This is a genomic window from Aromatoleum anaerobium (assembly GCF_012910705.2).
GTDB lineage: Bacteria > Pseudomonadota > Gammaproteobacteria > Burkholderiales > Rhodocyclaceae > Aromatoleum > Aromatoleum anaerobium.
Window position 1 is genome coordinate 324,387 of sequence record NZ_WTVG02000039.1, and the last position, 20,605, is coordinate 344,991.

Here is a 20,605-nt window from a genome sequence, read left to right on the forward strand (position 1 = left end):
GGAAAGGGGTTCAGCCGGCCATTCCCGGACGCGCCTTGATGAGAGCGGCGAGCGCATCGGCTCGGATCTGCTCTTCGGAACGGGGTTGTTGCGTCGGGGAAACGGCCGTCACATTTGCGACGCGGACCGTATCGAGGTCCGCTTTGCGGTCCAGCCTCTCGTTTCGGGTGGTCGAGGCAGGCGTCGCCTGGACTGCGCCGGTCTTGGACTGCAGCCAGCCTCGCACCGTCTCACCGGACGCGCGTAACGCATCGGTGAAAGCCTCCCCTTGCTGAAGACGAGTCTCCAGTTCGCGGTCGGCCATGTTGGCGAGGTATGGGTCAGCCACCACATCGGCGAAGTCCGTGGCGAAGCTGCTCAATGCACTCTCGACTTCGATCTGCTGCCTGACCTGCTGCGCAATCACCGTTGCATCAGGAATGGGCGTGTGTTGCTGCCGTCCCTGGATGATCTGCTCGAATGCCTGCGCGGCGGTCGTCTCGTCGCCCTGGAACAGCGCGTCGAGAAATTCCTTGGTGTTGGGGGCCTGCGCTTGCGGTGCAGGCGGCTCTTGGGGCGTCGGCGCGGCGGTGGCGCGCGCTTCGGCTTCACGCAGCAGGCGCGTGGCTTCCGCCAGGCGACGGTCTGCCGTGCTGTGCTTCTGGTACTGGCGCAGCACCTGATCGAGCGGGACTTCCACCTCCTCGCCGTCGATTTTGGCGCGCACGCGCACCTTGTCGAAGTCGCCCGCGATGACATCGGGCGCGGTCTGCGCGGCGATCTGGTCAACGACTTGGGGCAGGTCTTGCGGCGCGGGGTCCGGCGTCGGCTCGGGCGCAATGCCGGTTTCCTCGCTGATCTGCTCGCGTCGGCTCGCGGCAAGGGCTTCCATCGCCTGTTCGCGCGGCGACAGTTGGCGTTCTTCGGGTTGCGGCTCTTGCTGCGCTGCGATCTGGTTGTCGGGTTGCGCGGCAATGGTTTCTTGCGGCGCGTCCTGCGGGATGGCGTCGGTCATGTGGGGCTCCAGAAATGACAAAGCCCGCACAGTGGCGGGCCGTTCGGGGTGCTACAGGGTTCAGTCGGTCGCTTCTCGCGCCTGCAGTTCGTGCATGGCGTTGTTGCCGTCGTTGATGAGGTCGGCAAGCCAGAACTGCACCGATTCCGCGCGCCAGATGCGGTTTTGCAGGTCGCGGATCGCCTTCGGGTCGTCCGGGCTGACCGCCTTCAGGTCGCCCACCGCGTCGTCGCGCTCCGTTTCGGCCCGTTCGACGAGGTAACGACCGATGTTCGAGCCGAGGAATGCTTCCGCCTCCATGCCCATCGCCACGCGCTGCAGCAGTTCGCGTTCGCTACTCATACGCTATCGGCCTCCATCGTCTCGATGCCGTCCAGCGCGCCGGATTCCGGGCTCATCGGCGTGTTCGGCGAGGTGTCGCCCGGCGCGCCGGTCAGCATGGTCTCTTCGGGCAGCATCGGCGCAGGCGGTGCGACGATATTGGGATCGACGCCGCCCGGAATCGGCTGGTATCCGGCCCCCTTGAGGATCTCGTCGGCCACCGGCGCGACTTGCGGCATCGAGGCGACGACTTGCCCGGCCTGCATCGCGCTGAAGAACGACTTGGTGCCGGTCTCGACCGACGTGGCCTTGATCTTCTCGATCTCGGCGTCGAGCTTTTCGATCTGCTTGGCGACGAGCGCCGGGTCTTGCTTCTGCGCGAGCGTCTGCTGCAGTTCGCTGACCGTGTTCTTCAGGGCCGTGACGCGCGGGTCTTCGTTTTCCATGTCGAAGAAGCGCCCGCCGTCCTTGTAGCCGAGCTTGCCGAAGATCTCGCGGATCACCTCATCGACCTTGAGCCCGTAGCGTTCCATCACGCCGTCGGCGAGCACCGCGCGCAGGCTCTCGATACCGGCCATGAAGTTCTTCACCTGGTCGTGCGGGTTGGTCGCGCCCATGCCGACATTGACCGTCAAGAGCATGTCCTGGTCGAGCAGCAGGTCGAACACTTCGGCGATGTTCTGCAGGCCGTAGGTCTCGTCGATCTTCGCGCGCTTGCCGGCGAGGGTGAGGATATTCTCGTCGGTCTCGTAGGCCTTCTCGAGCGCAATCAGTTGGCGCAGTACGGGCTCGACCCATGTCTCGACGAAGGTGCGCAACTGGTAGCCGCTCACCTGGTTGGCGTTGCTGGTGAGCAGGTTCAGCCCGCCCACCGTCTCGTTCAGGCGGCGATTGCTCTGCACCGTGCTCTGGCTGAACGAGCCGGTCACGTCGTCGAAGTCGAGGTTCAGGCGGTCCTGCTCCTGATACGCGGAGCTGGTCACATCGTGGAAATCGACCGCCTTCACATCCGATTCCGGGTCGTCCATCAGCGTGGCGCTGCCCGGCGTGTTGCGCGTGAGGCTCCTCAGATCGACCTGCTTGTTGCGCTTGACGAAGTAGCGCTTGTTGAGCACGAAGCGGATGTTGTCGATGCGCAGGTTCGCCAGATCGTTGATCTCGCTTTGCGTGTCGCGCGACAGCCGCGGCAGGCTCGACGGGTAGGTCTTGTGCGTCTCCAGCACCGCGCAGCCCATCACATACGGGCGCAGGCCGTGGTGATAGACGGAATCGAGCGGCACCGGGTCGGACAGCACCTGCGTCGTGCCGAGCGTGTAGTACAGCCAGTCCTGTCCGTCCATCTCGACGATGTTGCGATGAACCCACACGATGGTGAAGTCGTTGATGGTGCTCGCTTGGTCCTTGGAATCCTGCCGACCCCCTTCGCGCGTGATGCGCGTCGAGTCGCCGTAGCCCTTGGTCGCGCTCAGGATCTCCGCGTCCGACACCTGCCGCCAGGCCTGACCGGTCTTGGCATCGGCCTGCGACATGCGCGCGCGCACATCCTTGACGTACATCGGCAGCAGATGGATGACGTAGGGGCTCGACCCAATCGGGTCGTCCCACTTCGCGGCCGGGTCGATGCGCAGGTTCTCCACCGGCACCAGATCGATGACCGGCTTGTCTGTCCCCCGGCGCGGGTCGAACTCCCAATGCTGATGCGAGGCCACGACGCCCACCGCCTGCGCGTCCTGATACGCGCCGCACACCGTGAGGAACCACGGAATGGTCTTCGTCAGGCGCCACTGCAGCATCTGCTGCATCAGCTCGGCCGCGGCACGCTGCACCGGGTCAGACTCGTCATGCGCGGCGATGCTCACCACGTCCTGCGTGCTGAAGAACGCCTCGGCGGCCACGGCTTCATTCTTGCGGATGGCTGAGCGCGTCTTCGGGCGGAACAGACGCGAGCGCGCGGCGTAGGCGTCCGAGCTGTACTTCGAGCCCATCGGGTGCCGCGACTGGAACTGGCGGATGTCCTGCTCGATGTCGCGCCGCACCGATGCATCGAACCAGGTCGTGCTCATGTCGTAGGCGTTGCGCGCGAGCCCCAGCCAATCGACCGGCGCGGGCGCAACCGCCTGAGTGCCGTTGTCGGTCATGTCCATGTCAGTCCAGGTCCTTGAGGATGCGGCCCGAGAAATCCTTCGGTGCCGACAGCATCTGATCCATCGTGCGCGCGGCACCGGCGCGGGCGATGCGGTAGCGTTCGAGCACCTCGCCGCCGGCCCGCAGCACGCGCTTGTCCCACTCGGAAGCCGAGTAGATCAGCGGCAGCTTGAGGATGAAGCCCCAATCGCCCGACAGCATCAGGTTGCGGATCGTCGCGATACCCGTGTCGCCGTCGCACGTCACCGCCCACAGATGGCCGGGGTAGTGCCGGTGCAGGGTGTCGGCCATGTGCTTCGCCGTGACGTAATCGTTGGCGCTGAGCGTCGGCGCGTCGGTCGCCAGGTTGTCCATGATGTTCATGCGCCATCCTCGAATAGCTCCGGCTCCGTCTCTTCGCGCAGCAGTCGCGCACGGCGCGCATCGCCAATCGCGAGGTATTCAGCCGGGGTGTAGTACTGCTGGATGGCCTTCGGCAGCAGCTCGTAGTCCGGCGTGCCGCGCACCAGCGCCTGTTCCAGCTCAGGCCGCATACGGGCCGTCGCCGTCGTTGAATTTCCGCCCGTTGCTGAACTCGTAGCCCGGGTCTTTCGGCGGCAGCGGGGCTTGCGCCTCGGCAGCGCCGACTTCCTGCGACCACAGCCGCTCGGAGGTCCGAACGCGGGTCTTCGGGTCTTGCGGGGCGTTCGGGTCAATTGGCATCAGATACCATCCTCGAAAGTCTCCGGCTCCAGCGTCCGTTCATCAACGATGACCGGGGCGACCGCCTCGATGTCGTAGATCCTCGATACCGCATCCAGAAAGTCGTCATGGCTGCTGAACGGATACACGAGGTATTCGTCCAAGAGCCCCTTGTTCAGCGCGTACAGCGCGCCGTTCTCGTCCCGGCGCTTGGTCGGCGTGAAAATGCGGAACGCCTGCCCCTCATCCCTCACGCGCTTCTGTGCGGCGGTCTCGCTCGGCGTCACCGCAGCGAGGAAAACTTTCCCGGCCCTGAAATCCGGCTCGAGTCGCTGGATGCGGTCGAACTTGGCCCGCGTGTCGTCCTTCGGCCAGTTGAGTTCGCGGATCTCGAAGCCGTCGCGGTCCTTCTGCATCTGCTCCTCGAAATATTCGAGGTCAGAGCGAACCCCATACCGCTCATAGCCCACTTCGACACGCTGCACGCCGGGCATCGCCTGCCACACCTTGCGCAGTCCTTTCAGCGCCTGCCAGCGCTCGGTCAGGCTCATGCGATGGTGAAAACCGTCCAGCAGCCACAGGTTCCAGCCGGCATCGATGCCGATCACCGCCATTGCCGTGCGGTCGCTGCCCTTCTTCTTTGAACTGGCCGGATCGACCAGGATGTACACGTTCAGCGTCGCGGGCCTGATGTCCGAGAACTTCAGCCAGTCCTTCGAGAACAGCGCCTGCTGGCCGGCTGCCGGGTTCTGCAGCATCTGTGCCGCGAGAATCCCGCTCGGCTGCGTCTTGACCTTTGCCGCCCATGCATCCCGGCTCAGAAAGATCGGGTTGCCGTCAATCTTGCCGTTGTCCGTCGCGGCGTGAATCCGCGGCGTCAGGATCTGCTTGTCGAGGATGTACTGGTACGTGTCGGCAAAGCTGTAGCGCGTGCCGATGTGCCACTTGCGCAGCATGCCGCGCTCGTCGCGCGCCCCAAGGTTGTCCGACAGCGCCCATGCGTCCGTCGTCTTCTGCACCTGCTCCGGGGTGCCGATGGATTCCAGCGTCACCACGTCGTCGTACACCAGCAGCCCAAAGTGCCGACCGGTCGGCTGCCCATCCACGAGGCCATGCGCCTCGATGGTGCATTCCTTGGGGTTGCTCTTGCGCTTGAGGATCAGCCCGCCATCGACCGACCATCTCGGGGCTTCGCGGGTCGGCTCGGCCCAGAACACGCCAGGATAGGTGCGCCTCAGTTCGTCATTGCCCTCGAACTCGCGTTTGAGCTGGTCGAGGAACGCGCGCGCCACGCTCTTGGTGTGGCTGAAAATCCCGATGGTGATCTCGGGGTCGCGGATGATCTCCTGCACGATCCCGGCGAACGTGATAATCGTGCTCTTGTAGTGCTCGCGTGCCCATAGATCCAGGCATCCATCCGGCTCAGCCTCCACCTCGCGGCAGCGCGCATACAGCCACGGATGCCACGCATCGGGCCGGTGCAGCAGCACGCACAACAGGAAGAATCGATCCGCCCTGCCCAGTTCTGCGCGTCCGTACTTCGCCTCGAACCGCTCCCACTCATCGACAACTGCGCTGCCATCCGTGCCCCACTGCGCCGATTGCAGTCGCTCGTAGTCACTCAGGCTGACGCTTGGCATCGATCTGTGCTCGGAGCGCCTTGTAGTCGGTCGTCACGTCGGCAGTCTCGATCGGCCCGCCGTCCTTGCCGGTGTGCTCCACCTTGTCGGTGAACATGCCGAGATGCCGCCCGATATCCACGAGCGCCGCGCGCTTGTCGTGCATCTTGATCTTGATGCCCTGCGCGGTCTGGCTCACCTCGGAGATTGATGCGGCCGTGGCGTCGTCGATCTCTTTGCTACCGATCAGCGCCACGCCGTTTGAAATCTCAACTGCGCCCGACTCGGGATCGGTGACTGCGATTCCGTCGCCCCACTTCACCGCCCTGCGGATGTCCGCGAAGCCGATCTTCGCCAGTTCCGCGAGCACTCGATCCTGCGTGATCTCGGTGCGCTGTTCGCGCGCCTTCATCTCTTCTGTGACCCAGGCTTGAATTTCTGGTTTTTTCAGGAGATCGAAGCCCTGTGAGCCGGCGGTTCTCTCGCTATACCCTGCCCTGATCGCCGCTTGCGTGGCATTGAGATCGATCAGGTACTCTGCCACGAAACGGCGCTGCTTGTCGTTCAGCGCCATACGTCTTGCCTCACTCTCTCCGCACCCGACACACGAAATCCAGATCCCACCGCGCCTGCTTGCCCGAGCCGCCATCCGCGCTCACGGTGGCGACATAGCGCGCGTTGGCGGTCAGACTCAGCGTGTCCTTGAGCGTCGCACGATAGACGCCGTTGCTGTCGGTGACATACGTTAGCGCGAGCGGCCAGGTCTCGCCGGTCACGCTCACCCCGGCGTCCGTCTTGAGCGTCACCGTCACCGTCGCGTCGTTGAGATATGCCCCGGTCGCCTGATCCTGCAGGCCGGCGACTTCCAGCAGCATGTCATTGCCGTAGTAGAGCGTTTGCACGTCCATGTGTCTGTCCTCAGTGCTAGCGCAGTCGCGGTCGTGCGTTGATGGCGGTCTTGGCGCTTGCGCGTCCATTCAGCGCCGTCGTGCTGCTCAGTCGTGCGTCCAATGCGGCACGAACGGTCAATGTCGCGGTCAGTTGCGAGATGGTCGGCGCGACCAGCAGACCGTTGATCGCTGCCGTGTCCTGCCCCGCTTCGCTCGCCGCGAGTGTCCCGCTGATGAACACCTTGCCAACCACGATGGCAGTGTCGGCATCCGTTTCGGTGATTGCCGCCGAGCCGCGCACGAGGACCACACCGGTTACGCTCGCGCTGTCCGTGCCGGCTTCTGCTGCGGCCAGCGTGCCGATGGACTCGGGCGTTGCGTCGCCCGCGAAGGCAGCGGTGTCGCTCCCGGCTTCGAGCGCCGCGAGTGCGCCCTGGATGCGCGCGGCAGCGGCGATCGTGGTGGCATCCGCGCCACTCTCTGCTGCGGACAGCGCGCCTTGCACGGCCACCACGCCAGCCAGTGCTGCGCTATCGGCGCCGCTCTCGACAGCGGCCAGTGTGCCAGTCGCAATGGTGCTGCTGGCGAACCCCGCGGTATCTGATCCGGTCTCGCTCGCGCCCAAGGCGCCTGCGACAAGGACATCGCCGGTCATGCTCGACGCGTCAGCACCGCTCTCGGCCGCTGATAGTGCGCCCTGCACAAGCGCAGCGCCAGACACCGCAGTGACATCCGCGCCTGTTTCCGCTGCGGACAGCGCACCCACAACCCCGACGACAGCCGTTACTGCCGCGGCATCTGCGCCGGATTCTATCGCCGCGAGCGTACCCGTGATGGCGCTCGTAGCGCTGCCAGTCAGCGCCGCCGTGTCACTACCGGATTCCTGCGCCAAGAGGGTGCCAGCAACACGCGCCGCACCGAACAGGCTCGCTACGTCGCTGCCGGTTTCGGTTGTGGCGAGCGCGCCAATTAGCGCGCCCCCTCCGCTCACACCGACATCGAAATACAGCCGGCGTGGCGTGGTGCAAAGCACTTGCCACGGATTATCGGCGAGGCTCTCCCACTCAGTAACTGTCAGCGCGCGATTGGCGACGAGGAGGAACTCATAATCGCCGGCGCACGTAATACCAGTTGCGCGATTACCGAACCCCGCCTCTGCCGATGTATATACTACTGATGATGCCGTGCCCGAACGAACCGGCGTTTGAATAACGGCGTCGAGAATCACGTCCGCGGCATCGACGGCGCGGACGACTACGCCGAATACGTGCCTATCGAGCGTGATGCGGGTGGAGTGGATAAAATCGGAACGATTCGAAGCCCCGCCCCCGCCATTGTTACCGAGCCGCAAAGTCAGCTTGAACGAAGACGCGCCCCCGGTACTCAAGAGGCTCCACCCGGCATAAGTTGCCGCGCCATCGTCTGAAGTGGCGAACCCCGCAGTTACCGAGTCAGACGACGGTGTTGCCGCCATCATTACGGTGAATGGCGCCGGGGGCTTCCAAGCGCCTTCTGATCCGAACGTAGCTTGCGTGTTGGTTCCAGGAAAACGGTACGCCGGTCCTGTACTAAGCAGGCTTTTGGTAACGCCGTCTGAAACTGTTGCAACTACAGGGCCATTGACCGTACAAGCGAATCCGCCGCCCAATGCGATTGCAGTGACGCCGAATCGATTATTCGGATCAATCTCGACCGCGCCCTGCGGTTGGGCCGTGAAGCGGCGCGGCAGAATCAGCGCAGCCATTTACACGCTCGCGACGGACGTGATCTCGGACAGGATTGCCTCGCACAACACAGCCTGGCCGGTATTGCCGGCGAATTCGACTTCGAGGTGCATCACGCCAGCATCGACCGGGAAGCTCTGCTCGGTAATCGCGTTGCTCGTCACGCCGCCGCCAAAGCGCCATACAGTTTTCCAGTCCGCCCCCGCGCTAGCGGCAGCCGGCGTCGCGCCGCTGGTATGCGCGACGAGCACGCGGCCCTCACACTGCGCTGTTGGGCCGGTCGCGCCGTTGGTGAGCTTGATCGTCAGCACGCCGCCCTGTGCGGTGCGCAGATCCAGTGTGCCGCGGGTCGTCGCTCCCGCAGTGTTGCTCGTGCCAGCGGCGATGAGCGTGCGGGCGTTCTTGGTCAGGGTTGTCGTGGTCATAGGGCAAGGCTTCCATCGTCATTCCAAAGGGCGCGGCGCACGTCGATCTCGGCGACCGGGTCGGGGTCGCGCCCGAGCGCAATCAGCGCGTTGGCCTCGGCCTGCGACAGCACCAGTGGCACCATCGACTGCAGCGCCGCGACCACTACCGGCGACGAGGCGACGAGGCGCCCCTGCTCCAGCAGCGGCTTGACGTGGCGGTAGGAGGGCTCGGTGTCAATCACGTCCAGCAGGCGATTGCCGCTGACGAGGCCGACCGTCTCGAGCACGGTGCCGTTGCCGATCTCGCGCCCGTTGGGCCGGGTGCGCCCGACCGACAGCGCCGCAGCGATCGCCTGCGTGTCGGGGATCAGCGCCCGGAGCGCGGAGTCGGCAGCAATTGCTGCGCGGATGTCATCAATGACCATGTCTGTTGCGCTCCTGGCAGTACTCGGCCAGCAGGCCCGGTGAATAGAGTTCGGCGCGCGGGATGCCCAGCGCGGTTGCGCACCACTCGGAGCAGAACCACTTGTCGCTGTCCTCGCGATGCGAATTGAAAAGCTGCGTCGTCAGCAGGTCCAGCCAGCCGTAGCGCGCGCCGTCGGTCTCGGCCATGTGCAGCTTGATGCGCAGCGTATCGGCCCACGGCAAGTCGATGACGACCCAGTGCCGTTGCCTGAGATCGATGCGCTTGGCGCGCACGCCACCGTCACGGATGCTCGACGAATAGCACTCACCTTCAACGACGAGTTCGCAGTGGGAATACGGTGACTTCGTCCACCAGCAGACCAGACGGCCACCGGCATCCCACCATTTATGCGGGCGGTAGAGCGCGAGCTGGATCACGGCCGGCCTCTTAGGCGTGCGTCAACGTTCCGGCCGTGAGCGTCACCGTCTGCCCCGCCGTGATCGACGTGTTGTCGAGCACGATGTCTGTACCCGAGGTGCCGACCGTGAGCCCGGAGATGACCACCGTGCCGCTGCCGTTCTTGATCTGCGCCGCCGCCGCAGTGCCGGTCGCGTCCGCCGAGGTGTCGCTGATGTCCGGATCAAAGTCCAGCGTCAAGACTGCGCCCGACACCGTGCCGCACGGCTCGACGAGAGCGAACGTCGCGAGGACGGTGCCCATCGCCGCGGTGCCAATTTCGAGCGTGCCCGCCGAAGCGCCGGCGTCGATGGCGTCGGCTACCGCCTGCATGCGGAGGGTTTTGACTGCGGTGCTGTAGGTGACGGCCATACTGTGTGCTCCTGGAATGCAAAAGCCCGCGCATGGCGGGCTCGGGTGTTCGGGGTTCCGGCTACGGGATCAGTCGCCATCACGGCGGCGCGGGCCTTTCACCCGCTCGGACACAGATCACCTCCTGTCGGGTGACGCATCCTGAGGATTGGTGCCGGTTACAGCGTCCGGCGGCCATGAGCATCAGCGCGGATGGATGCGCTGATTGGCTGATGTGATGCCCGGCGACTATCTATGAGGAAAGGCTGATTGACCCGATTAAGCGATCGCCACTCGCACGCTACGCGCTGCCTGCTATGGATTGCTCCATGTCATCGGCCACATCCGCGCTAAGCCCGGCCTTCGGACGCAAAAAAGCCCGCGATCTTTCGAAGGCGGGCTGCATCGGGACTTCTCCTGTGTATCTGTTTCGGGCTTATACAGTGCAAAGTATTTTTCGTCAAGCTTGCTTCGGGGCCCTGACCTGCCTTGCGCGAATGCCGTTGAAGACGTTCGACTTAGATCTGTTATCGAAAGACGAGATGATCCGCAGATTGAATTCGCAATGCAGGCCGCACACATGGGTATGCACGATCGGAACGATGTGGTCGACGTCGTGCGGGGTGCCGGTTTCGGCGATGATGCGCTCCCGCTCGCGATAGATCGCCTCCACCTTTTCCCGATTCGCCCACCGCGGCGTCGCCAGTCTCAACAGGAAGCGACGCCGCTCAGAGGGCTTCGCCGTGGCGATCTTCTCGACCCAGAACTGCCGCGTCTCTGGATTTGTCCATGGATTGCTCTGCGTAACGCGCTCTATCGCCATCCGCGTCCATTCGATCTGCGTGATCCCCATTCCGGAGAACTTTTCTGAGAATGCCTCTCGGGAGATGCAGTGCTTTTCGAGGAACTCACTGACCGGCTCGCCGGTAGTCGCTTCATACCACGACCGGAACTCCGAGCCTCGCATGGTCGCATGGGCCTTATGCAAAGTTTCTGCGTTTCGTGCGTTGATGCGCTCTACTTTGGGGTCTGGCTTACGCTCATTCTGTTTCGCATACAGCCGGGCGATTTCCTTGTCCCACTCTTCGCGCTTCTTCCGCTCGCGCTCGCGCTTCTCTTCCTTGGTTGCGCGCATTCACCCCTCTCCAACCATTCCGCAATTTCGCAGCCGCTCGTCGATCGCTCGACCGGCTGCGGCCTCGATCTCCCGCATGCACTTCTGCACGCGCTGGTTCTGGTCGGAAACGGTATTGCGGTGGACGGATGCGATCTCGGCCAGCGCGTCGAGGCTCGCGGCCTTCCTGCCGAAGGCGCGCATCACGAGCGCCTGGCGCAGGCGGTGGTGCGACACGCAGCCGGCGAGTGCCGCCCGCATCGCGTGGCTCGTGAGCCACTCAATCGCCTCCTGCCACTCACGGCCGGGCATCTTCCCGCTGCAGCACGCCTTCCCGCAGTCACAGTCCTGCATGGCTGGCGCATACCGTGCGGCGAGTGCCTGCTGCTGCTCGATCGCGAGCTGCGCGACCTCGGCGCGCACAAATCCGGATTGCGCGGCGCCATCGAGCCCGACGAGCCCGCGCCCGCTGCCGATCGATCCACGCATCAGCTTCGCCATCGGCGGCGCCTCGTACTGCTGCGTCGAGTAGTTGAACGCGAAGGTCAGCGCCTCATGCGCCGAACGGAACAGCGGCTCTAGCGTCGTTGCGGTCATTCATGCTCCCTGGTTGTTGCGGTGTCGATCGAAGGCGTCGCCGGCCGGTGCCAGCCGCAATTACTGTGGAGTGGGTGTCCGGTGAGGCAGCGATTGCGCTCGATGCCGACGACTATCCAATGCTCGCGGTGCTGGCAGCCGCGACAGGCCGGCGGGATCGGAGCGGTCAGGCGTTCGTCGGCGGCGTTCATGTCTTCTCATCCCTGCTGGTGAAGGCCTTCGGCTTGCGGTAGCGCTTCTCCGCCCACTGCCGGAAGATCTCGCGCTCGGTCCAATCCATGTGGTCGCGGCGCATGTCGATCACGAGGATGCCGTCCTCGTAGTAGCCGCGGCGCTTTACCTCCTCTAAGTCGGGCGTGTTCGGCAGTAGGCGCCCGAGCGCACATTTAGGCGTGCTCACGGTAGTCCCCTTGGTAAAGTGCCTTTTCATGCGACATTCCGCGGCGCAACCGCCGCTGGACGGTGACGAGATTCAATCCAAGCTCGTCGAGCCACTGCGCTAGTGTTTAGTTGCGTTAATACAAGATAGTATTATGATACCCACTTCGCTTGACACAAGGGGGTCTCATGGCGCGAGTGGCGGTTGAGTTGTCGTGTCCGGCAGAAGTGATGTCGGAGCTTGAGCGTCTGTCTCGAAGTCGGAGCGGCGAGGTTCGCCTGGTCGAGCGTGCGCGCATCGTTCTGGCGTGCCTGCATGGCAAGCGCAATGACGAGGTTGCCAGCGAGCTCGGTGTTCGACCGAATACGGTCGGGCTGTGGCGCCGACGCTTTGCCGAGCAAGGTATCGCAGGGCTTCGCGACGCGCCCCGGCCCGGCAAGCCCGCCAAGTACGGTGTCGAGTTGCGCGACCGAATCTTGGCACAGCTCGAATTGCCGCCACCGGCCGGCATGGCGAGCTGGGATGGGGGCTCGCTGGCCAAGGCGCTGAGCGTGTCCGATCACGCGGTGTGGCGCATCCTGCGCAAGGAAGGCATCCAGTTGCAGCGCCACCGTTCGTGGTGCGTCAGCACGGACCCGGAGTTTGCCGCCAAAGCGGCCGACATAATCGGGCTGTACTTGAACCCGCCCGAGAACGCCCTGGTGATCAGCGTCGACGAGAAGCCCTCGATTCAAGCCCTCGAGCGGGCGCGCGGCTACGTGCAGACCAGCAGTGGCAAGGTCGTCCAGGGAATGAAGAGCACCTACAAGCGGCACGGCACCGTCAATTTGTTCGCCGCATTGGAGGTCGCCACCGGCGTCATCCGAGGCAAGACGACGCAGACTAAAAAGCGCGCCGACTTCCAGGCCTTCATGGACGAGGTCGTTGCCGACCAGCCCGTCGACCGGCAGATCCACGTCATCCTGGACAACTTGAACACCCACAAGAAGAACGAGGACTGGCTCGCCGCACATCCGAACGTCACCTTTCACTTCACGCCTACCAGTGCGAGCTGGCTCAACCAAGTCGAAATCTGGTTCGGCATCTTCCAGCGAAAGACGCTGAACAACGCGAGCTTCCGAAGCGTCGAGCAACTCATTGAGGCCATCCATGCCTTCACTGCCGCCTACAACGAAAACGCAGCGCCATTCGTCTGGCGCAAACGAGAGGTTCGCGGGTCACAGCTTCGTAATACTATTGTTAACTTACGCAATTAAACACTAGCGTCTGCGTCTTTCCGTAAGCAGTCAGAAGACGGTTGTTGCGGCGGTTGTTCTGCTGTTCCTTCTGAGTGGCCCAACGGCAGTTGTTTGGCTCGTAGTCCCCGTTCGTATCGATCCTGTCGATCGTCATGCGCTCAGGGCGCTCACCCATGTCTGAAAGGAAGTTGTCGAACGACATCCAGCTCTCGCAAACCGTGATCCCTCGACCGCCGTAGAGTGGGTACTGGGGGTTTGTCTCGGTCTTGCAGCGCTGGATCATCTGGGTCCACGAGACGTACGTACCGGAAACCTTCCCGCCGGCGGAGTGGCCGTGCCGCGTCGCACGCCGCACAGCATTCTCATGCTGGAAGCATCCACATGAGCGCGTGTTGCCGTTTCGGAGTTTCTGCCCATTGACGCGAGTTTCATTGCCGCAGTCGCAACGACAAATCCAGAAGTACGATCCCTTGCCGCCGTTCTGGCCGCCAAATCGCAGCACCGTAAGCCTTCCAACGCGCTTACCGGTCATGTCGATGATCTTCCCCATCAGCGCAGGCCCCCGTACAGCCGCTCCAGCGTCTCGCCCAGGTGCTCGTGCTCGCTCTTCCCGCTGAGCTTCAGCATCGACTTGTTGCCGTGGATGCCGTGCGTCCCGGTGTGGCAGCTGGGACAGACCGGCAGGGTCAGCCAGTCATTGGCCTTCTCGCCCGCTCCTGCTGCGCCCCCTTCGCGGATGTGATGGACCTGCACGCCGTGCGTGCCGCATAGGCAGCACGGCAGCTGCGCGACGCGGCCCATGTGAGCCTTACCCTTGTTGGACATGGCGCCACCTCTTGCCGGCCTTGATGATCTGCACAGCGGAGCGCGACACGCCAAACTCTGCCGCGATTGAATGATGCGTTCTGCGGTCACCCAGGATCTGCATGACATCCATCTCCGTCAGTTTCGCCTGCGCGTTCTGTTCGCCTCGAAACCGCTTAAACCTCGCACGCTCCTTCGCGTCAGACATGTTGTCGAGGTGGGTCCCCAGGTACATGTGAGCCGTGTTGATGCACAGCTTGTTGTCGCAGGTATGGTTGATTTGAAGACCGTCAGGTATCGGCCCACAGTCGAGTTCCCACGCCAGACGATGCGCATATACGGTCTTCCCGAAGAACTTCGAATAGCCGTACCCCGTTACCTTGTCCGCATATCCTTGGAACTCGACGCAACCGATCTCCTTACGGATGGCGTTGGCGAACAACGTTGCTCTGCGCTTGGCGAGGTACTTCGCTTCATCAACGATCTTCATTGGAATTCGACGCCCCATTCGCTCGCGGCTTCCGCCTGCACTTGGTTGAGGAACGCGGAGAAGCGGCCGGATGACAGGTCCGCCGTGCTCCAGTAGGTCTGAACGATCTCGCCGTCCGGAGTCTGGTATTCGTCCTTCAGCAGGTAGCGCCGGCGGAAGTACTCCTTCCAGAACTCTTTCGGGTACTGCTTGCCGCCCCACCACGCTTGTTCGGCGATGGCGTCGAGCACCGGGCCGTGGAAGAAGCGGTTCTGCTCGTTCGTGCGGCGGGTCTCTTCCTCGGTAACGATCACGCGGAGCGGCCGGCCTCGCTGAACTGCCGGGCCAACGTGCTGCTTGAGGTATGCGACCAGCCCCTTCGCCGTATCCGGCGTCCGGATCACAAACTCGCGGAACAGCGTCTGCGTGACGGCCGTCATCCCTGACCCGCTCCCTGCTCGAGCATCACACCTCGCGCCCGCGAACCGCGGTCGTCGGCCGCCGGTGCGTTCGACCAGCTCCGTCCGCGCGTCGGGCGCTTCCAGTTCCCCGGCTCGGCGTACCACGACAGCGCATCACGCATCGGCTCGACGACGCCCTGCTGCTGCTCGATCGCGTCAGCTGCCTCGGCGGCAATCCCCACGCCGAGGCTCGCGAGTTGGCGCAGGCGGACGATGAGATCGGTCATGCTCCGTCGCCCTGCCCTGCGTCGTCGAGCACCAGCCGCACGCGGCACCCCTGCAGCGCGTACAGCGCCGGGAAATCGGCCTCCGTCGGCGCGCAGATGCCGAGCACGTCGCGCGTGTCCATGAATGCCGACGGCGCGTCCGCGATCTGCTGCCGCATGCGCCGGACTTCTTCGGCCAGCAGCATGCACACGACTCGCCAGCCCTGAGACCCTTCGTGGATCGTCATGCCGCGACTCCACTCGTCGGCAAAGTCCAGGCATTCGTCGATCGTCATTTTGATTTTCATCGCGCCGCCCTCGCATGCAGTTCCGCGACGCGCACGAACACGCCCGGCTTCTCCCCGTACTGCTTGCTCATGCCGATGCGGCAGACCTGCGCGTCGTCCTTGACCACGATCTTGTTCAGCCCGTCGAGGATCGCCTTCATCGAGTTGTCCATGTCGGGCTTCCCCGTCGGCATCACCTCGCCCATCAGCGCCGCGCGCTGCTTCTTCTGCGACCAGCTGGCCGGTACCGAACAGGTCGCGACGAGCTCGACGAGCACGGGACGTTCACTCGGCGCGCGCCCCGCCATCGCACGGCTTGCGGCCATCCGCACCAGGTTCTCGTACTCGACGGTGTCCTTCGGGGCATAGTTGGCGATGAACTGGCGTCCGTCGCCCATCTTCGCAATGCGCGAGCGGTGTCGGCCCTTACCCTTCGGCTCGCCGGGGATCACGAAGCTGATGTCGAGCGCTCCCAGGCTGCCCGCACATCCGCCATCAGTTCCCGGGTGCTGGCCGGCCCGTGCTTCCGGTCCCATGAACGATAGAACTCCTGCCGCTGCTCCTTCGGCAGCTGCATCAGCCATCGCGCCAAACAGTCCCGGAGATGCTGTTGTGTCCATGTCGATCCTCGTGTCGTCATTCATCGAATCCCCTCCTGCTGCGCATCGGCGTGTAGTCCTCGCGCGCCTCCTGGTACGCGCAGTCCGCGAACGACGTGTATTCCCCGAGCCACGTCAGGCGCACCTCGCCCGTCGGCCCCTGGCGGTTCTTGCGGATCAGGATCTCGGCCGTTCCGGCGTCCGGCGAATTGGGGTTGTAGATCTCGTCCCGGTAGATCATCAGGACGAGGTCGGCGTCCTGCTCGATCGCCCCGGAGTCGCGCAGGTCGGAGAGCATCGGGCGCTTGTTGGGCCGCGCCTCGCACGCTCGCGAGAGCTGCGACAGGGCGATCACGGGGCACTGCAGCTCCTTCGCCATCGACTTCAGGCCGCGGCTGATCTGCTCGATTTCCGCGTTCCGGTTCTGTCCGTCACCGGCCATCAGCTGCAAGTAGTCGACGATCACGAGCGCGACCGGATGCTTGCGGCGCACCGTCATGACCTTGGCGCGGATCTCGGCGATGCGCAGCGCCGGCTGGTCGTCGATGTAGAGCTTGAGGGCCTGCGCCTGCTCCGACGCATAGCCGAATCGCGACTGCTCGCCGTGGTCGAGCCCGCCGGAGATGATCTTGGCGAGCTTCACGCGGCCGATGGACGCGAGCAGGCGATCGACGAGTTCGGTGTCCGCCATTTCCTGCGAGAACGCGACGACGACGCCGTCCTTTGCGATGTGCGCGCCGATCTGCATGGCGAGGCTGGTCTTTCCCATCGCTGGCCGTGCCGCGACGAGCACCAGGTTCCCGGGGCGCAGGCGGATCTTCGCGTCGAGGTCACGGAATCCGGTGGTCTGCCCCTCGATCGTGCCGTCCCAGCGCTGGCCGATTGCCTGCAGATGCTCGCGGATGACCTCCCCGACGAGCCGCGGCCCCTTCACGGATGCCCCGTCGAGGATCTTCGCGACCGCCGCCGAGGCGCTGGCGAGGTGCTCCGTGACGTCGCCCTCCTCGTGCGCGAACCCCGCGATCCGGTCGGCCGCGGCGAGCAGCGAGCGGCGAATCGCCTTGTTCCGCACCGTCGAGACGTGGGCCGGCAGCAGCGCGGTGCTGTACCCGGCTTCCGCGCACTCGACCCAGTACGACAGGTCGCCGACCGGCGGCACCTGGTTGCGCAGGATGTCGTCGAGCGACACCGGGTCGAGCGGCGCGCCGCGGCCCCACGCAGCACAGATCTCGGCGAAGGCCACGCGATGGGACTCGACCGCGAAGTGATCCGGGCGCAGACCATCGATGCGGTCGGACAGGTCACGCATCTGCAGGCAGCAGCCGAGGACGATCTGCTCGGCGGTGATGGCGGTCAGGCTGGTCATGCGGCCTCCTCCTGTTCGGGTTTGCGAGCTCGGGTGGCTGCGGCCCGCCGCGCCATCTCGCCCTCGGTCGTCAGCGCGTACTGACCGCCATCGGAGATTCGCCAGAGCTTGAACCAGTTGCCACGGATGCAATTTCGGAAGGTCGCCGGCCAGTCGGCGTAGCGCTTCGAGTTGCCACGGTACCGGGCGGAGAATTCGGACCAGGCGAGGCGCAGCCAGTCGTCGGGGATGCCTGCCCCTTCAGCCCAGTCGAAGATCGGGTCGTCTGCAGGGATGAGCTTTTCGCCTGCAACCTTTCGACGCTCGACGAACGCATCGAAGGTGATCTGCGGTTTTCGATTTGCAATCGGCGCGACGGTGTCGGGTGCGCTTGCGCGCCCGTGCACTTGCTTTTGGTTCACTGACGGTTCACTGACGGTTCCGTGTCCCGTTTTCGGTACTCTTTCCTGTCCGTTTTCGGTACTCTTTCCGTCCGTTTTCGGTACTGTTCCGTTTTCGGTACTGTTCCGTTTTCGGGACTCTTTAACGGTTCCGTTTTCGGTATCGTTTGAAGCCTGAACAGAGGCCACCATGACGCCTTCCAACAGTACCGTTTTCGGTGCTGTTTTAACGTTCAGGCGATAGGCCTTGATCTGCCCGGTTTTCCCCTTCCGCTCCCCGGTGTCCTCAATGCAGCCGAGGTCGATCAACCGCTTGATGTTTTCCATCACGGTCTTGCGGTTCTGGGCCGTCGCGTCGCACAGATAGGCAATGGACGGGTAGCACTCGAACGATCGGCCATCCGAACAGTTGGCGAGCGCCACGAGCACGAACTTCGTGCTGGAGTGCTGGACGGGCTGGGCGAGCGCCCAGGAAATGGCTTCAACGCTCATCCCTTCAACCCGAATCCCTTTGCGCTGCGCTCCATCTCAGCGTTTCGCTGTTCAGATGCTCCGATCTGAGGCAGTAGCACGAGCGAGTGCGCCACCTGTCGTTATCGACGCGTGATACAAGAGTCCATTCGCCAAACTTTTGATTAGCAACGTATTTCACGAGTTCTTTTTGCGCGCTCATGCGATCACCCATCCGACCGCCAGCGCCAGCAGCGTCAGCACCGCCGCGAACGCCAACCCGGCAAGCACAAGTGCCGCGAACTTCAAGGTGATGACACTTCTCGTTTCGTTTTCCATGGTTCCCCCCCGTTGTTTTTGGTTAATCACGCGCCGTCGGCAAAGATGGAATGGAGCGAGCGGTAGCGTTCGCGCTCAGCCTCCAGGTGCTTCTCGATCAGGTGGCGCACCAGCTCACTCGGGGTGGTGCCGGCCGCTTCGGCGACGCCGCGCAGCTGGCGCAGCTGGTGTTCGCAGAGCTTGACGCCGAGGGTCTCGTTGAGTTTTTCTGCCATCTGGAGGTGGCCTCAGAAATCGCAAAAAGGCGCGCCGGACCCGAGTGAGTCCGGCGCGAAACCGCCGATAAGCGGCGGGGAGGAGACAGCGGGCGCCGCGATCATGACGAGGTGATGGCGGTTGATTCGGAGGGGGTGCAGGCAGATTGGGGCTCGGCCTCGCGATGAGCTGGAGCAGCCTTTTCGGACTCGAACACGTCCGGTCTCGCCAGCCGCAGGTACATCAGGCGCGCCTTCGGGATCTCGCCGTTCTGAAACGGAGGGCACATGTCAGGCAACATCCCTAAATGCACGGCGCTCAGACTCTGCCCGGCGCCTCGCCATGAACTCGGCGATGCCGAGTCGAGCCCGAAAATGCTTCAGGACGAGCGGGATGATGTCGAGGGCCGGGCCGCGCTTCAGATTGCATGCTCGGCATGTCGGGACGACATCAAGAGGTGCCATGTAGCGCCGATGATCGTAGTCTGTCGCCGGGGCGCCGCAATCGACGCAAGCGCAAGAAGACGGGCGCGGCAGATCCCCTTTGCGAACAGCCTTAGCGATACTCGCGCCAACATGTGCGCGCGCATCAGAGACGGCGCTCGCGCATTCATGCGAACAGTACGGACTGATTCCGCGCCTGCCTCTCTGAACTACGTCTCCACAGAGCGCGCAATGAACTTTAGGAATTGCCGATTCCTCGTCCGCGAAAGAGCATGGGCCGCAGATGTCGGCAAATCTGGCGTGAATTTGGCCGCACCGCGTACATGTGCTGTTGAAATTTCGAGCCATTTAGTTCGACTCCTGGGTGTATTCGGCGCGCAGCCGCTGGATCAGCTCGTAGTTCGCGACGACAACATCAGCAGGGATGCCGCGACGCTTCCAGTTGTTGATGCGCTGCTGAGACGCTTTCAGTCCAAGAAGCCGGGCAAATGCTGCATCGCCGCCGACAGCGGCAATGATTCGGGAAGTTTCGTTTGCGTCCATAGTGAGAGTTATTAAACACCATGTTTAACTCAATTGCAAACGTAGCGTGTAACAACACACTGTTTAGATTTGGTAGCGTCCCGCCTATGTCTGAGGAGTACGATCGCCTCGTCTTGGCTGCGCAAACTCTCCACCCCCAAGAGGTGTCGGAGCGTCCTTCAACGCTTGCACGATTCCTTAACATCTCGCAGCAGAGACTCAAAAACTGGGAGGAGAGAGGAGTTCCAAAGGAACAGATGGGGGCGCTCGCGATGCGTGTTGGGTGCCGCCCGCTTTGGCTTGAGTTCGCGCAGGGCGAAATGGTGGAGTTGCGCCCTGACGCCCCCGGGACAAAGATCCCCCGCCCCGTAGACAAATGCCCCGGCTTCGCCGCCCGCTCCGGGTATCCAAAACGAATTTTCCGGCGCACTATCCTCTCCTGCGCCCGCCATTACCTACGAGGTGGTCAGGGGCGCCGTGGCCGGTGTCCTGCAAGCCTTGGGCGTTCGGTACGAGGATCTGGTCGAGGACGGCGAAGCAGCGAGGCAGCGTATCGAAGCGGCGCTGGGCATCGCCGCCGAGCCGGAGAAGCCGGCCGACAAGCTGTCGGACGCCGAGGTCATGGCGCGACTCGCGAAGATCGGCGGCGAGATGATCTACGACGGCAAGCGGGTGATCCCGCGGCAACGCGGCGAGCCGGGGCGCAAAAAGAAACCCGCATGAAGCGGGCCGAGGGGAGATGCAGTGCGCCTGGGTCGGGGG

Annotated in this window: 31 protein-coding genes; 2 read left to right on the forward strand and 29 right to left on the reverse strand. The window is 63.8% G+C overall.

Annotated elements, in window-relative coordinates; all coding sequences use genetic code 11:
* Positions 1-10 precede the first annotated feature (10 nt).
* The 18 genes from GO606_RS13635 to GO606_RS13720 all read right to left on the reverse strand — a co-directional run bounded on the left by GO606_RS13635 (position 11) and on the right by GO606_RS13720 (position 12,105).
* Complete coding sequence (locus GO606_RS13635) at positions 11-994, reverse strand: hypothetical protein (protein WP_169119927.1); 984 nt, start codon at positions 992-994, stop codon at positions 11-13.
* A gap of 60 nt (positions 995-1,054) precedes the next feature.
* Entirely contained in the window at positions 1,055-1,336 is a 282-nt protein-coding gene (locus GO606_RS13640; RefSeq protein WP_169119928.1) for a hypothetical protein, read from the reverse strand.
* Positions 1,333-3,459: a portal protein gene (locus GO606_RS13645; RefSeq protein WP_169119929.1), complete on the reverse strand. Its 2,127-nt coding sequence runs from the start codon at positions 3,457-3,459 to the stop codon at positions 1,333-1,335. Before GO606_RS13645 ends, GO606_RS13640 begins: the two co-directional genes overlap by 4 nt.
* 1 nt (position 3,460) lies before the next feature.
* Positions 3,461-3,823 carry a hypothetical protein gene (locus GO606_RS13650; RefSeq protein WP_169119930.1) on the reverse strand — a complete coding sequence of 121 codons (363 nt, stop codon included), beginning with the start codon at positions 3,821-3,823 and terminating at the stop codon, positions 3,461-3,463.
* On the reverse strand, positions 3,820-3,993 hold the full coding sequence (locus GO606_RS13655) for a hypothetical protein (RefSeq protein WP_169119931.1): 174 nt from the start codon (positions 3,991-3,993) through the stop codon (positions 3,820-3,822). Before GO606_RS13655 ends, GO606_RS13650 begins: the two co-directional genes overlap by 4 nt.
* Positions 3,983-4,162: a hypothetical protein gene (locus GO606_RS13660; RefSeq protein WP_169119932.1), complete on the reverse strand. Its 180-nt coding sequence runs from the start codon at positions 4,160-4,162 to the stop codon at positions 3,983-3,985. Before GO606_RS13660 ends, GO606_RS13655 begins: the two co-directional genes overlap by 11 nt.
* Complete coding sequence (locus GO606_RS13665) at positions 4,162-5,781, reverse strand: hypothetical protein (RefSeq protein ID WP_169119933.1); 1,620 nt, start codon at positions 5,779-5,781, stop codon at positions 4,162-4,164. The genes GO606_RS13660 and GO606_RS13665 overlap by 1 nt, the downstream gene beginning before the upstream one ends.
* Entirely contained in the window at positions 5,759-6,334 is a 576-nt protein-coding gene (locus tag GO606_RS13670; RefSeq protein ID WP_169119934.1) for a terminase small subunit, read from the reverse strand. Before GO606_RS13670 ends, GO606_RS13665 begins: the two co-directional genes overlap by 23 nt.
* 10 nt (positions 6,335-6,344) lie before the next feature.
* Positions 6,345-6,668, reverse strand: coding sequence for a hypothetical protein (locus tag GO606_RS13675; protein ID WP_169119935.1), 324 nt, complete (start codon positions 6,666-6,668; stop codon positions 6,345-6,347).
* Positions 6,669-6,684: 16 nt separating this feature from the next.
* On the reverse strand, positions 6,685-8,394 hold the full coding sequence (locus tag GO606_RS13680) for an autotransporter outer membrane beta-barrel domain-containing protein (protein ID WP_169119936.1): 1,710 nt from the start codon (positions 8,392-8,394) through the stop codon (positions 6,685-6,687).
* Positions 8,395-8,799: a hypothetical protein gene (locus tag GO606_RS13685; protein ID WP_169119937.1), complete on the reverse strand. Its 405-nt coding sequence runs from the start codon at positions 8,797-8,799 to the stop codon at positions 8,395-8,397.
* Positions 8,796-9,206: a hypothetical protein gene (locus GO606_RS13690; RefSeq protein WP_169119938.1), complete on the reverse strand. Its 411-nt coding sequence runs from the start codon at positions 9,204-9,206 to the stop codon at positions 8,796-8,798. The genes GO606_RS13685 and GO606_RS13690 overlap by 4 nt, the downstream gene beginning before the upstream one ends.
* Complete coding sequence (locus tag GO606_RS13695; protein ID WP_169119939.1) at positions 9,196-9,624, reverse strand: hypothetical protein; 429 nt, start codon at positions 9,622-9,624, stop codon at positions 9,196-9,198. The genes GO606_RS13690 and GO606_RS13695 overlap by 11 nt, the downstream gene beginning before the upstream one ends.
* 10 nt (positions 9,625-9,634) lie before the next feature.
* A complete protein-coding gene (locus GO606_RS13700) occupies positions 9,635-10,015 on the reverse strand; it encodes a hypothetical protein (RefSeq protein WP_169119940.1) in 381 nt (126 codons plus the stop codon).
* 439 nt (positions 10,016-10,454) lie between these two features.
* Positions 10,455-11,129 (reverse strand): hypothetical protein, encoded by a 675-nt coding sequence (locus GO606_RS13705; protein ID WP_169119941.1) that lies wholly within the window; start codon positions 11,127-11,129, stop codon positions 10,455-10,457.
* The gene (locus GO606_RS13710) at positions 11,130-11,705 is read right to left on the reverse strand and encodes a DNA-binding protein (protein ID WP_169119942.1); all 576 of its coding nucleotides are present in this window, start codon (positions 11,703-11,705) and stop codon (positions 11,130-11,132) included. It abuts the gene before it with no gap.
* On the reverse strand, positions 11,702-11,896 hold the full coding sequence (locus GO606_RS13715) for a hypothetical protein (protein WP_169119943.1): 195 nt from the start codon (positions 11,894-11,896) through the stop codon (positions 11,702-11,704). Before GO606_RS13715 ends, GO606_RS13710 begins: the two co-directional genes overlap by 4 nt.
* Entirely contained in the window at positions 11,893-12,105 is a 213-nt protein-coding gene (locus GO606_RS13720) for a hypothetical protein (protein WP_246979578.1), read from the reverse strand. Before GO606_RS13720 ends, GO606_RS13715 begins: the two co-directional genes overlap by 4 nt.
* 167 nt (positions 12,106-12,272) lie before the next feature.
* On the opposite strand from GO606_RS13720, the gene GO606_RS13725 reads away from it, so the two are divergent.
* Positions 12,273-13,340, forward strand: a complete 1,068-nt coding sequence (locus GO606_RS13725; RefSeq protein ID WP_169200649.1) for an IS630 family transposase — start codon at positions 12,273-12,275, stop codon at positions 13,338-13,340.
* Here GO606_RS13725 and GO606_RS13730 read toward each other — a convergent pair.
* From GO606_RS13730 to GO606_RS13780, 11 genes are all read right to left on the reverse strand, one after another.
* Entirely contained in the window at positions 13,324-13,872 is a 549-nt protein-coding gene (locus GO606_RS13730; protein WP_169120521.1) for a hypothetical protein, read from the reverse strand. The two genes, GO606_RS13725 and GO606_RS13730, sit on opposite strands and share 17 nt — an antisense overlap.
* Positions 13,872-14,147 (reverse strand): DUF968 domain-containing protein, encoded by a 276-nt coding sequence (locus GO606_RS13735; RefSeq protein WP_169120519.1) that lies wholly within the window; start codon positions 14,145-14,147, stop codon positions 13,872-13,874. Before GO606_RS13735 ends, GO606_RS13730 begins: the two co-directional genes overlap by 1 nt.
* Positions 14,131-14,616: an HNH endonuclease signature motif containing protein gene (locus GO606_RS13740; protein WP_169120517.1), complete on the reverse strand. Its 486-nt coding sequence runs from the start codon at positions 14,614-14,616 to the stop codon at positions 14,131-14,133. The genes GO606_RS13735 and GO606_RS13740 overlap by 17 nt, the downstream gene beginning before the upstream one ends.
* Positions 14,613-15,035 (reverse strand): recombination protein NinB, encoded by a 423-nt coding sequence (locus GO606_RS13745; protein ID WP_169120515.1) that lies wholly within the window; start codon positions 15,033-15,035, stop codon positions 14,613-14,615. The genes GO606_RS13740 and GO606_RS13745 overlap by 4 nt, the downstream gene beginning before the upstream one ends.
* The gene (locus GO606_RS13750; protein ID WP_169120513.1) at positions 15,032-15,283 is read right to left on the reverse strand and encodes a hypothetical protein; all 252 of its coding nucleotides are present in this window, start codon (positions 15,281-15,283) and stop codon (positions 15,032-15,034) included. Before GO606_RS13750 ends, GO606_RS13745 begins: the two co-directional genes overlap by 4 nt.
* Complete coding sequence (locus GO606_RS13755; protein ID WP_169120511.1) at positions 15,280-15,570, reverse strand: hypothetical protein; 291 nt, start codon at positions 15,568-15,570, stop codon at positions 15,280-15,282. Before GO606_RS13755 ends, GO606_RS13750 begins: the two co-directional genes overlap by 4 nt.
* Positions 15,567-16,085, reverse strand: a complete 519-nt coding sequence (locus GO606_RS13760; RefSeq protein WP_169120509.1) for a RusA family crossover junction endodeoxyribonuclease — start codon at positions 16,083-16,085, stop codon at positions 15,567-15,569. Before GO606_RS13760 ends, GO606_RS13755 begins: the two co-directional genes overlap by 4 nt.
* A gap of 100 nt (positions 16,086-16,185) precedes the next feature.
* Positions 16,186-17,514: a replicative DNA helicase gene (gene dnaB, locus GO606_RS13765; protein WP_169120508.1), complete on the reverse strand. Its 1,329-nt coding sequence runs from the start codon at positions 17,512-17,514 to the stop codon at positions 16,186-16,188.
* Positions 17,511-18,386 (reverse strand): helix-turn-helix domain-containing protein, encoded by an 876-nt coding sequence (locus GO606_RS13770; protein WP_169120507.1) that lies wholly within the window; start codon positions 18,384-18,386, stop codon positions 17,511-17,513. Before GO606_RS13770 ends, dnaB begins: the two co-directional genes overlap by 4 nt.
* A gap of 323 nt (positions 18,387-18,709) precedes the next feature.
* Positions 18,710-18,898: a hypothetical protein gene (locus tag GO606_RS13775; RefSeq protein WP_169120506.1), complete on the reverse strand. Its 189-nt coding sequence runs from the start codon at positions 18,896-18,898 to the stop codon at positions 18,710-18,712.
* Between the two features lie 771 nt (positions 18,899-19,669).
* Positions 19,670-19,864 carry a YdaS family helix-turn-helix protein gene (locus tag GO606_RS13780; RefSeq protein WP_169120505.1) on the reverse strand — a complete coding sequence of 65 codons (195 nt, stop codon included), beginning with the start codon at positions 19,862-19,864 and terminating at the stop codon, positions 19,670-19,672.
* Positions 19,865-20,320: 456 nt separating this feature from the next.
* On the opposite strand from GO606_RS13780, the gene GO606_RS13785 reads away from it, so the two are divergent.
* The gene (locus tag GO606_RS13785) at positions 20,321-20,566 is read left to right on the forward strand and encodes a hypothetical protein (protein ID WP_246979579.1); all 246 of its coding nucleotides are present in this window, start codon (positions 20,321-20,323) and stop codon (positions 20,564-20,566) included.
* Positions 20,567-20,605 lie beyond the last annotated feature (39 nt).

Excerpts from the sequence above, each read along its gene's own strand:
- dnaB (WP_169120508.1), bottom strand. The coding sequence starts at position 17,514 with ATGACCAGCCTGACCGCCATCACCGCCGAGCAGATCGTCCTCGGCTGC.
- GO606_RS13665 (WP_169119933.1), bottom strand. The coding sequence starts at position 5,781 with ATGCCAAGCGTCAGCCTGAGTGACTACGAGCGACTGCAATCGGCGCAG.
- GO606_RS13690 (WP_169119938.1), bottom strand. The coding sequence starts at position 9,206 with ATGGTCATTGATGACATCCGCGCAGCAATTGCTGCCGACTCCGCGCTC.
- GO606_RS13660 (WP_169119932.1), bottom strand. The coding sequence starts at position 4,162 with ATGCCAATTGACCCGAACGCCCCGCAAGACCCGAAGACCCGCGTTCGG.
- GO606_RS13735 (WP_169120519.1), bottom strand. The coding sequence starts at position 14,147 with ATGTCCAACAAGGGTAAGGCTCACATGGGCCGCGTCGCGCAGCTGCCG.
- GO606_RS13645 (WP_169119929.1), bottom strand. The coding sequence starts at position 3,459 with ATGGACATGACCGACAACGGCACTCAGGCGGTTGCGCCCGCGCCGGTC.
- GO606_RS13640 (WP_169119928.1), bottom strand. The coding sequence starts at position 1,336 with ATGAGTAGCGAACGCGAACTGCTGCAGCGCGTGGCGATGGGCATGGAG.
- GO606_RS13750 (WP_169120513.1), bottom strand. The coding sequence starts at position 15,283 with ATGACCGATCTCATCGTCCGCCTGCGCCAACTCGCGAGCCTCGGCGTG.
- GO606_RS13755 (WP_169120511.1), bottom strand. The coding sequence starts at position 15,570 with ATGAAAATCAAAATGACGATCGACGAATGCCTGGACTTTGCCGACGAG.
- GO606_RS13725 (WP_169200649.1), top strand. The coding sequence starts at position 12,273 with ATGGCGCGAGTGGCGGTTGAGTTGTCGTGTCCGGCAGAAGTGATGTCG.
- GO606_RS13685 (WP_169119937.1), bottom strand. The coding sequence starts at position 8,799 with ATGACCACGACAACCCTGACCAAGAACGCCCGCACGCTCATCGCCGCT.
- GO606_RS13780 (WP_169120505.1), bottom strand. The coding sequence starts at position 19,864 with ATGGACGCAAACGAAACTTCCCGAATCATTGCCGCTGTCGGCGGCGAT.
- GO606_RS13730 (WP_169120521.1), bottom strand. The coding sequence starts at position 13,872 with ATGGGGAAGATCATCGACATGACCGGTAAGCGCGTTGGAAGGCTTACG.
- GO606_RS13650 (WP_169119930.1), bottom strand. The coding sequence starts at position 3,823 with ATGAACATCATGGACAACCTGGCGACCGACGCGCCGACGCTCAGCGCC.
- GO606_RS13715 (WP_169119943.1), bottom strand. The coding sequence starts at position 11,896 with ATGAACGCCGCCGACGAACGCCTGACCGCTCCGATCCCGCCGGCCTGT.
- GO606_RS13670 (WP_169119934.1), bottom strand. The coding sequence starts at position 6,334 with ATGGCGCTGAACGACAAGCAGCGCCGTTTCGTGGCAGAGTACCTGATC.
- GO606_RS13705 (WP_169119941.1), bottom strand. The coding sequence starts at position 11,129 with ATGCGCGCAACCAAGGAAGAGAAGCGCGAGCGCGAGCGGAAGAAGCGC.
- GO606_RS13740 (WP_169120517.1), bottom strand. The coding sequence starts at position 14,616 with ATGAAGATCGTTGATGAAGCGAAGTACCTCGCCAAGCGCAGAGCAACG.
- GO606_RS13710 (WP_169119942.1), bottom strand. The coding sequence starts at position 11,705 with ATGACCGCAACGACGCTAGAGCCGCTGTTCCGTTCGGCGCATGAGGCG.
- GO606_RS13760 (WP_169120509.1), bottom strand. The coding sequence starts at position 16,085 with ATGGGACCGGAAGCACGGGCCGGCCAGCACCCGGGAACTGATGGCGGA.
- GO606_RS13745 (WP_169120515.1), bottom strand. The coding sequence starts at position 15,035 with ATGACGGCCGTCACGCAGACGCTGTTCCGCGAGTTTGTGATCCGGACG.
- GO606_RS13675 (WP_169119935.1), bottom strand. The coding sequence starts at position 6,668 with ATGGACGTGCAAACGCTCTACTACGGCAATGACATGCTGCTGGAAGTC.
- GO606_RS13680 (WP_169119936.1), bottom strand. The coding sequence starts at position 8,394 with ATGGCTGCGCTGATTCTGCCGCGCCGCTTCACGGCCCAACCGCAGGGC.
- GO606_RS13770 (WP_169120507.1), bottom strand. The coding sequence starts at position 18,386 with ATGAGCGTTGAAGCCATTTCCTGGGCGCTCGCCCAGCCCGTCCAGCAC.
- GO606_RS13775 (WP_169120506.1), bottom strand. The coding sequence starts at position 18,898 with ATGGCAGAAAAACTCAACGAGACCCTCGGCGTCAAGCTCTGCGAACAC.
- GO606_RS13700 (WP_169119940.1), bottom strand. The coding sequence starts at position 10,015 with ATGGCCGTCACCTACAGCACCGCAGTCAAAACCCTCCGCATGCAGGCG.
- GO606_RS13635 (WP_169119927.1), bottom strand. The coding sequence starts at position 994 with ATGACCGACGCCATCCCGCAGGACGCGCCGCAAGAAACCATTGCCGCG.
- GO606_RS13655 (WP_169119931.1), bottom strand. The coding sequence starts at position 3,993 with ATGCGGCCTGAGCTGGAACAGGCGCTGGTGCGCGGCACGCCGGACTAC.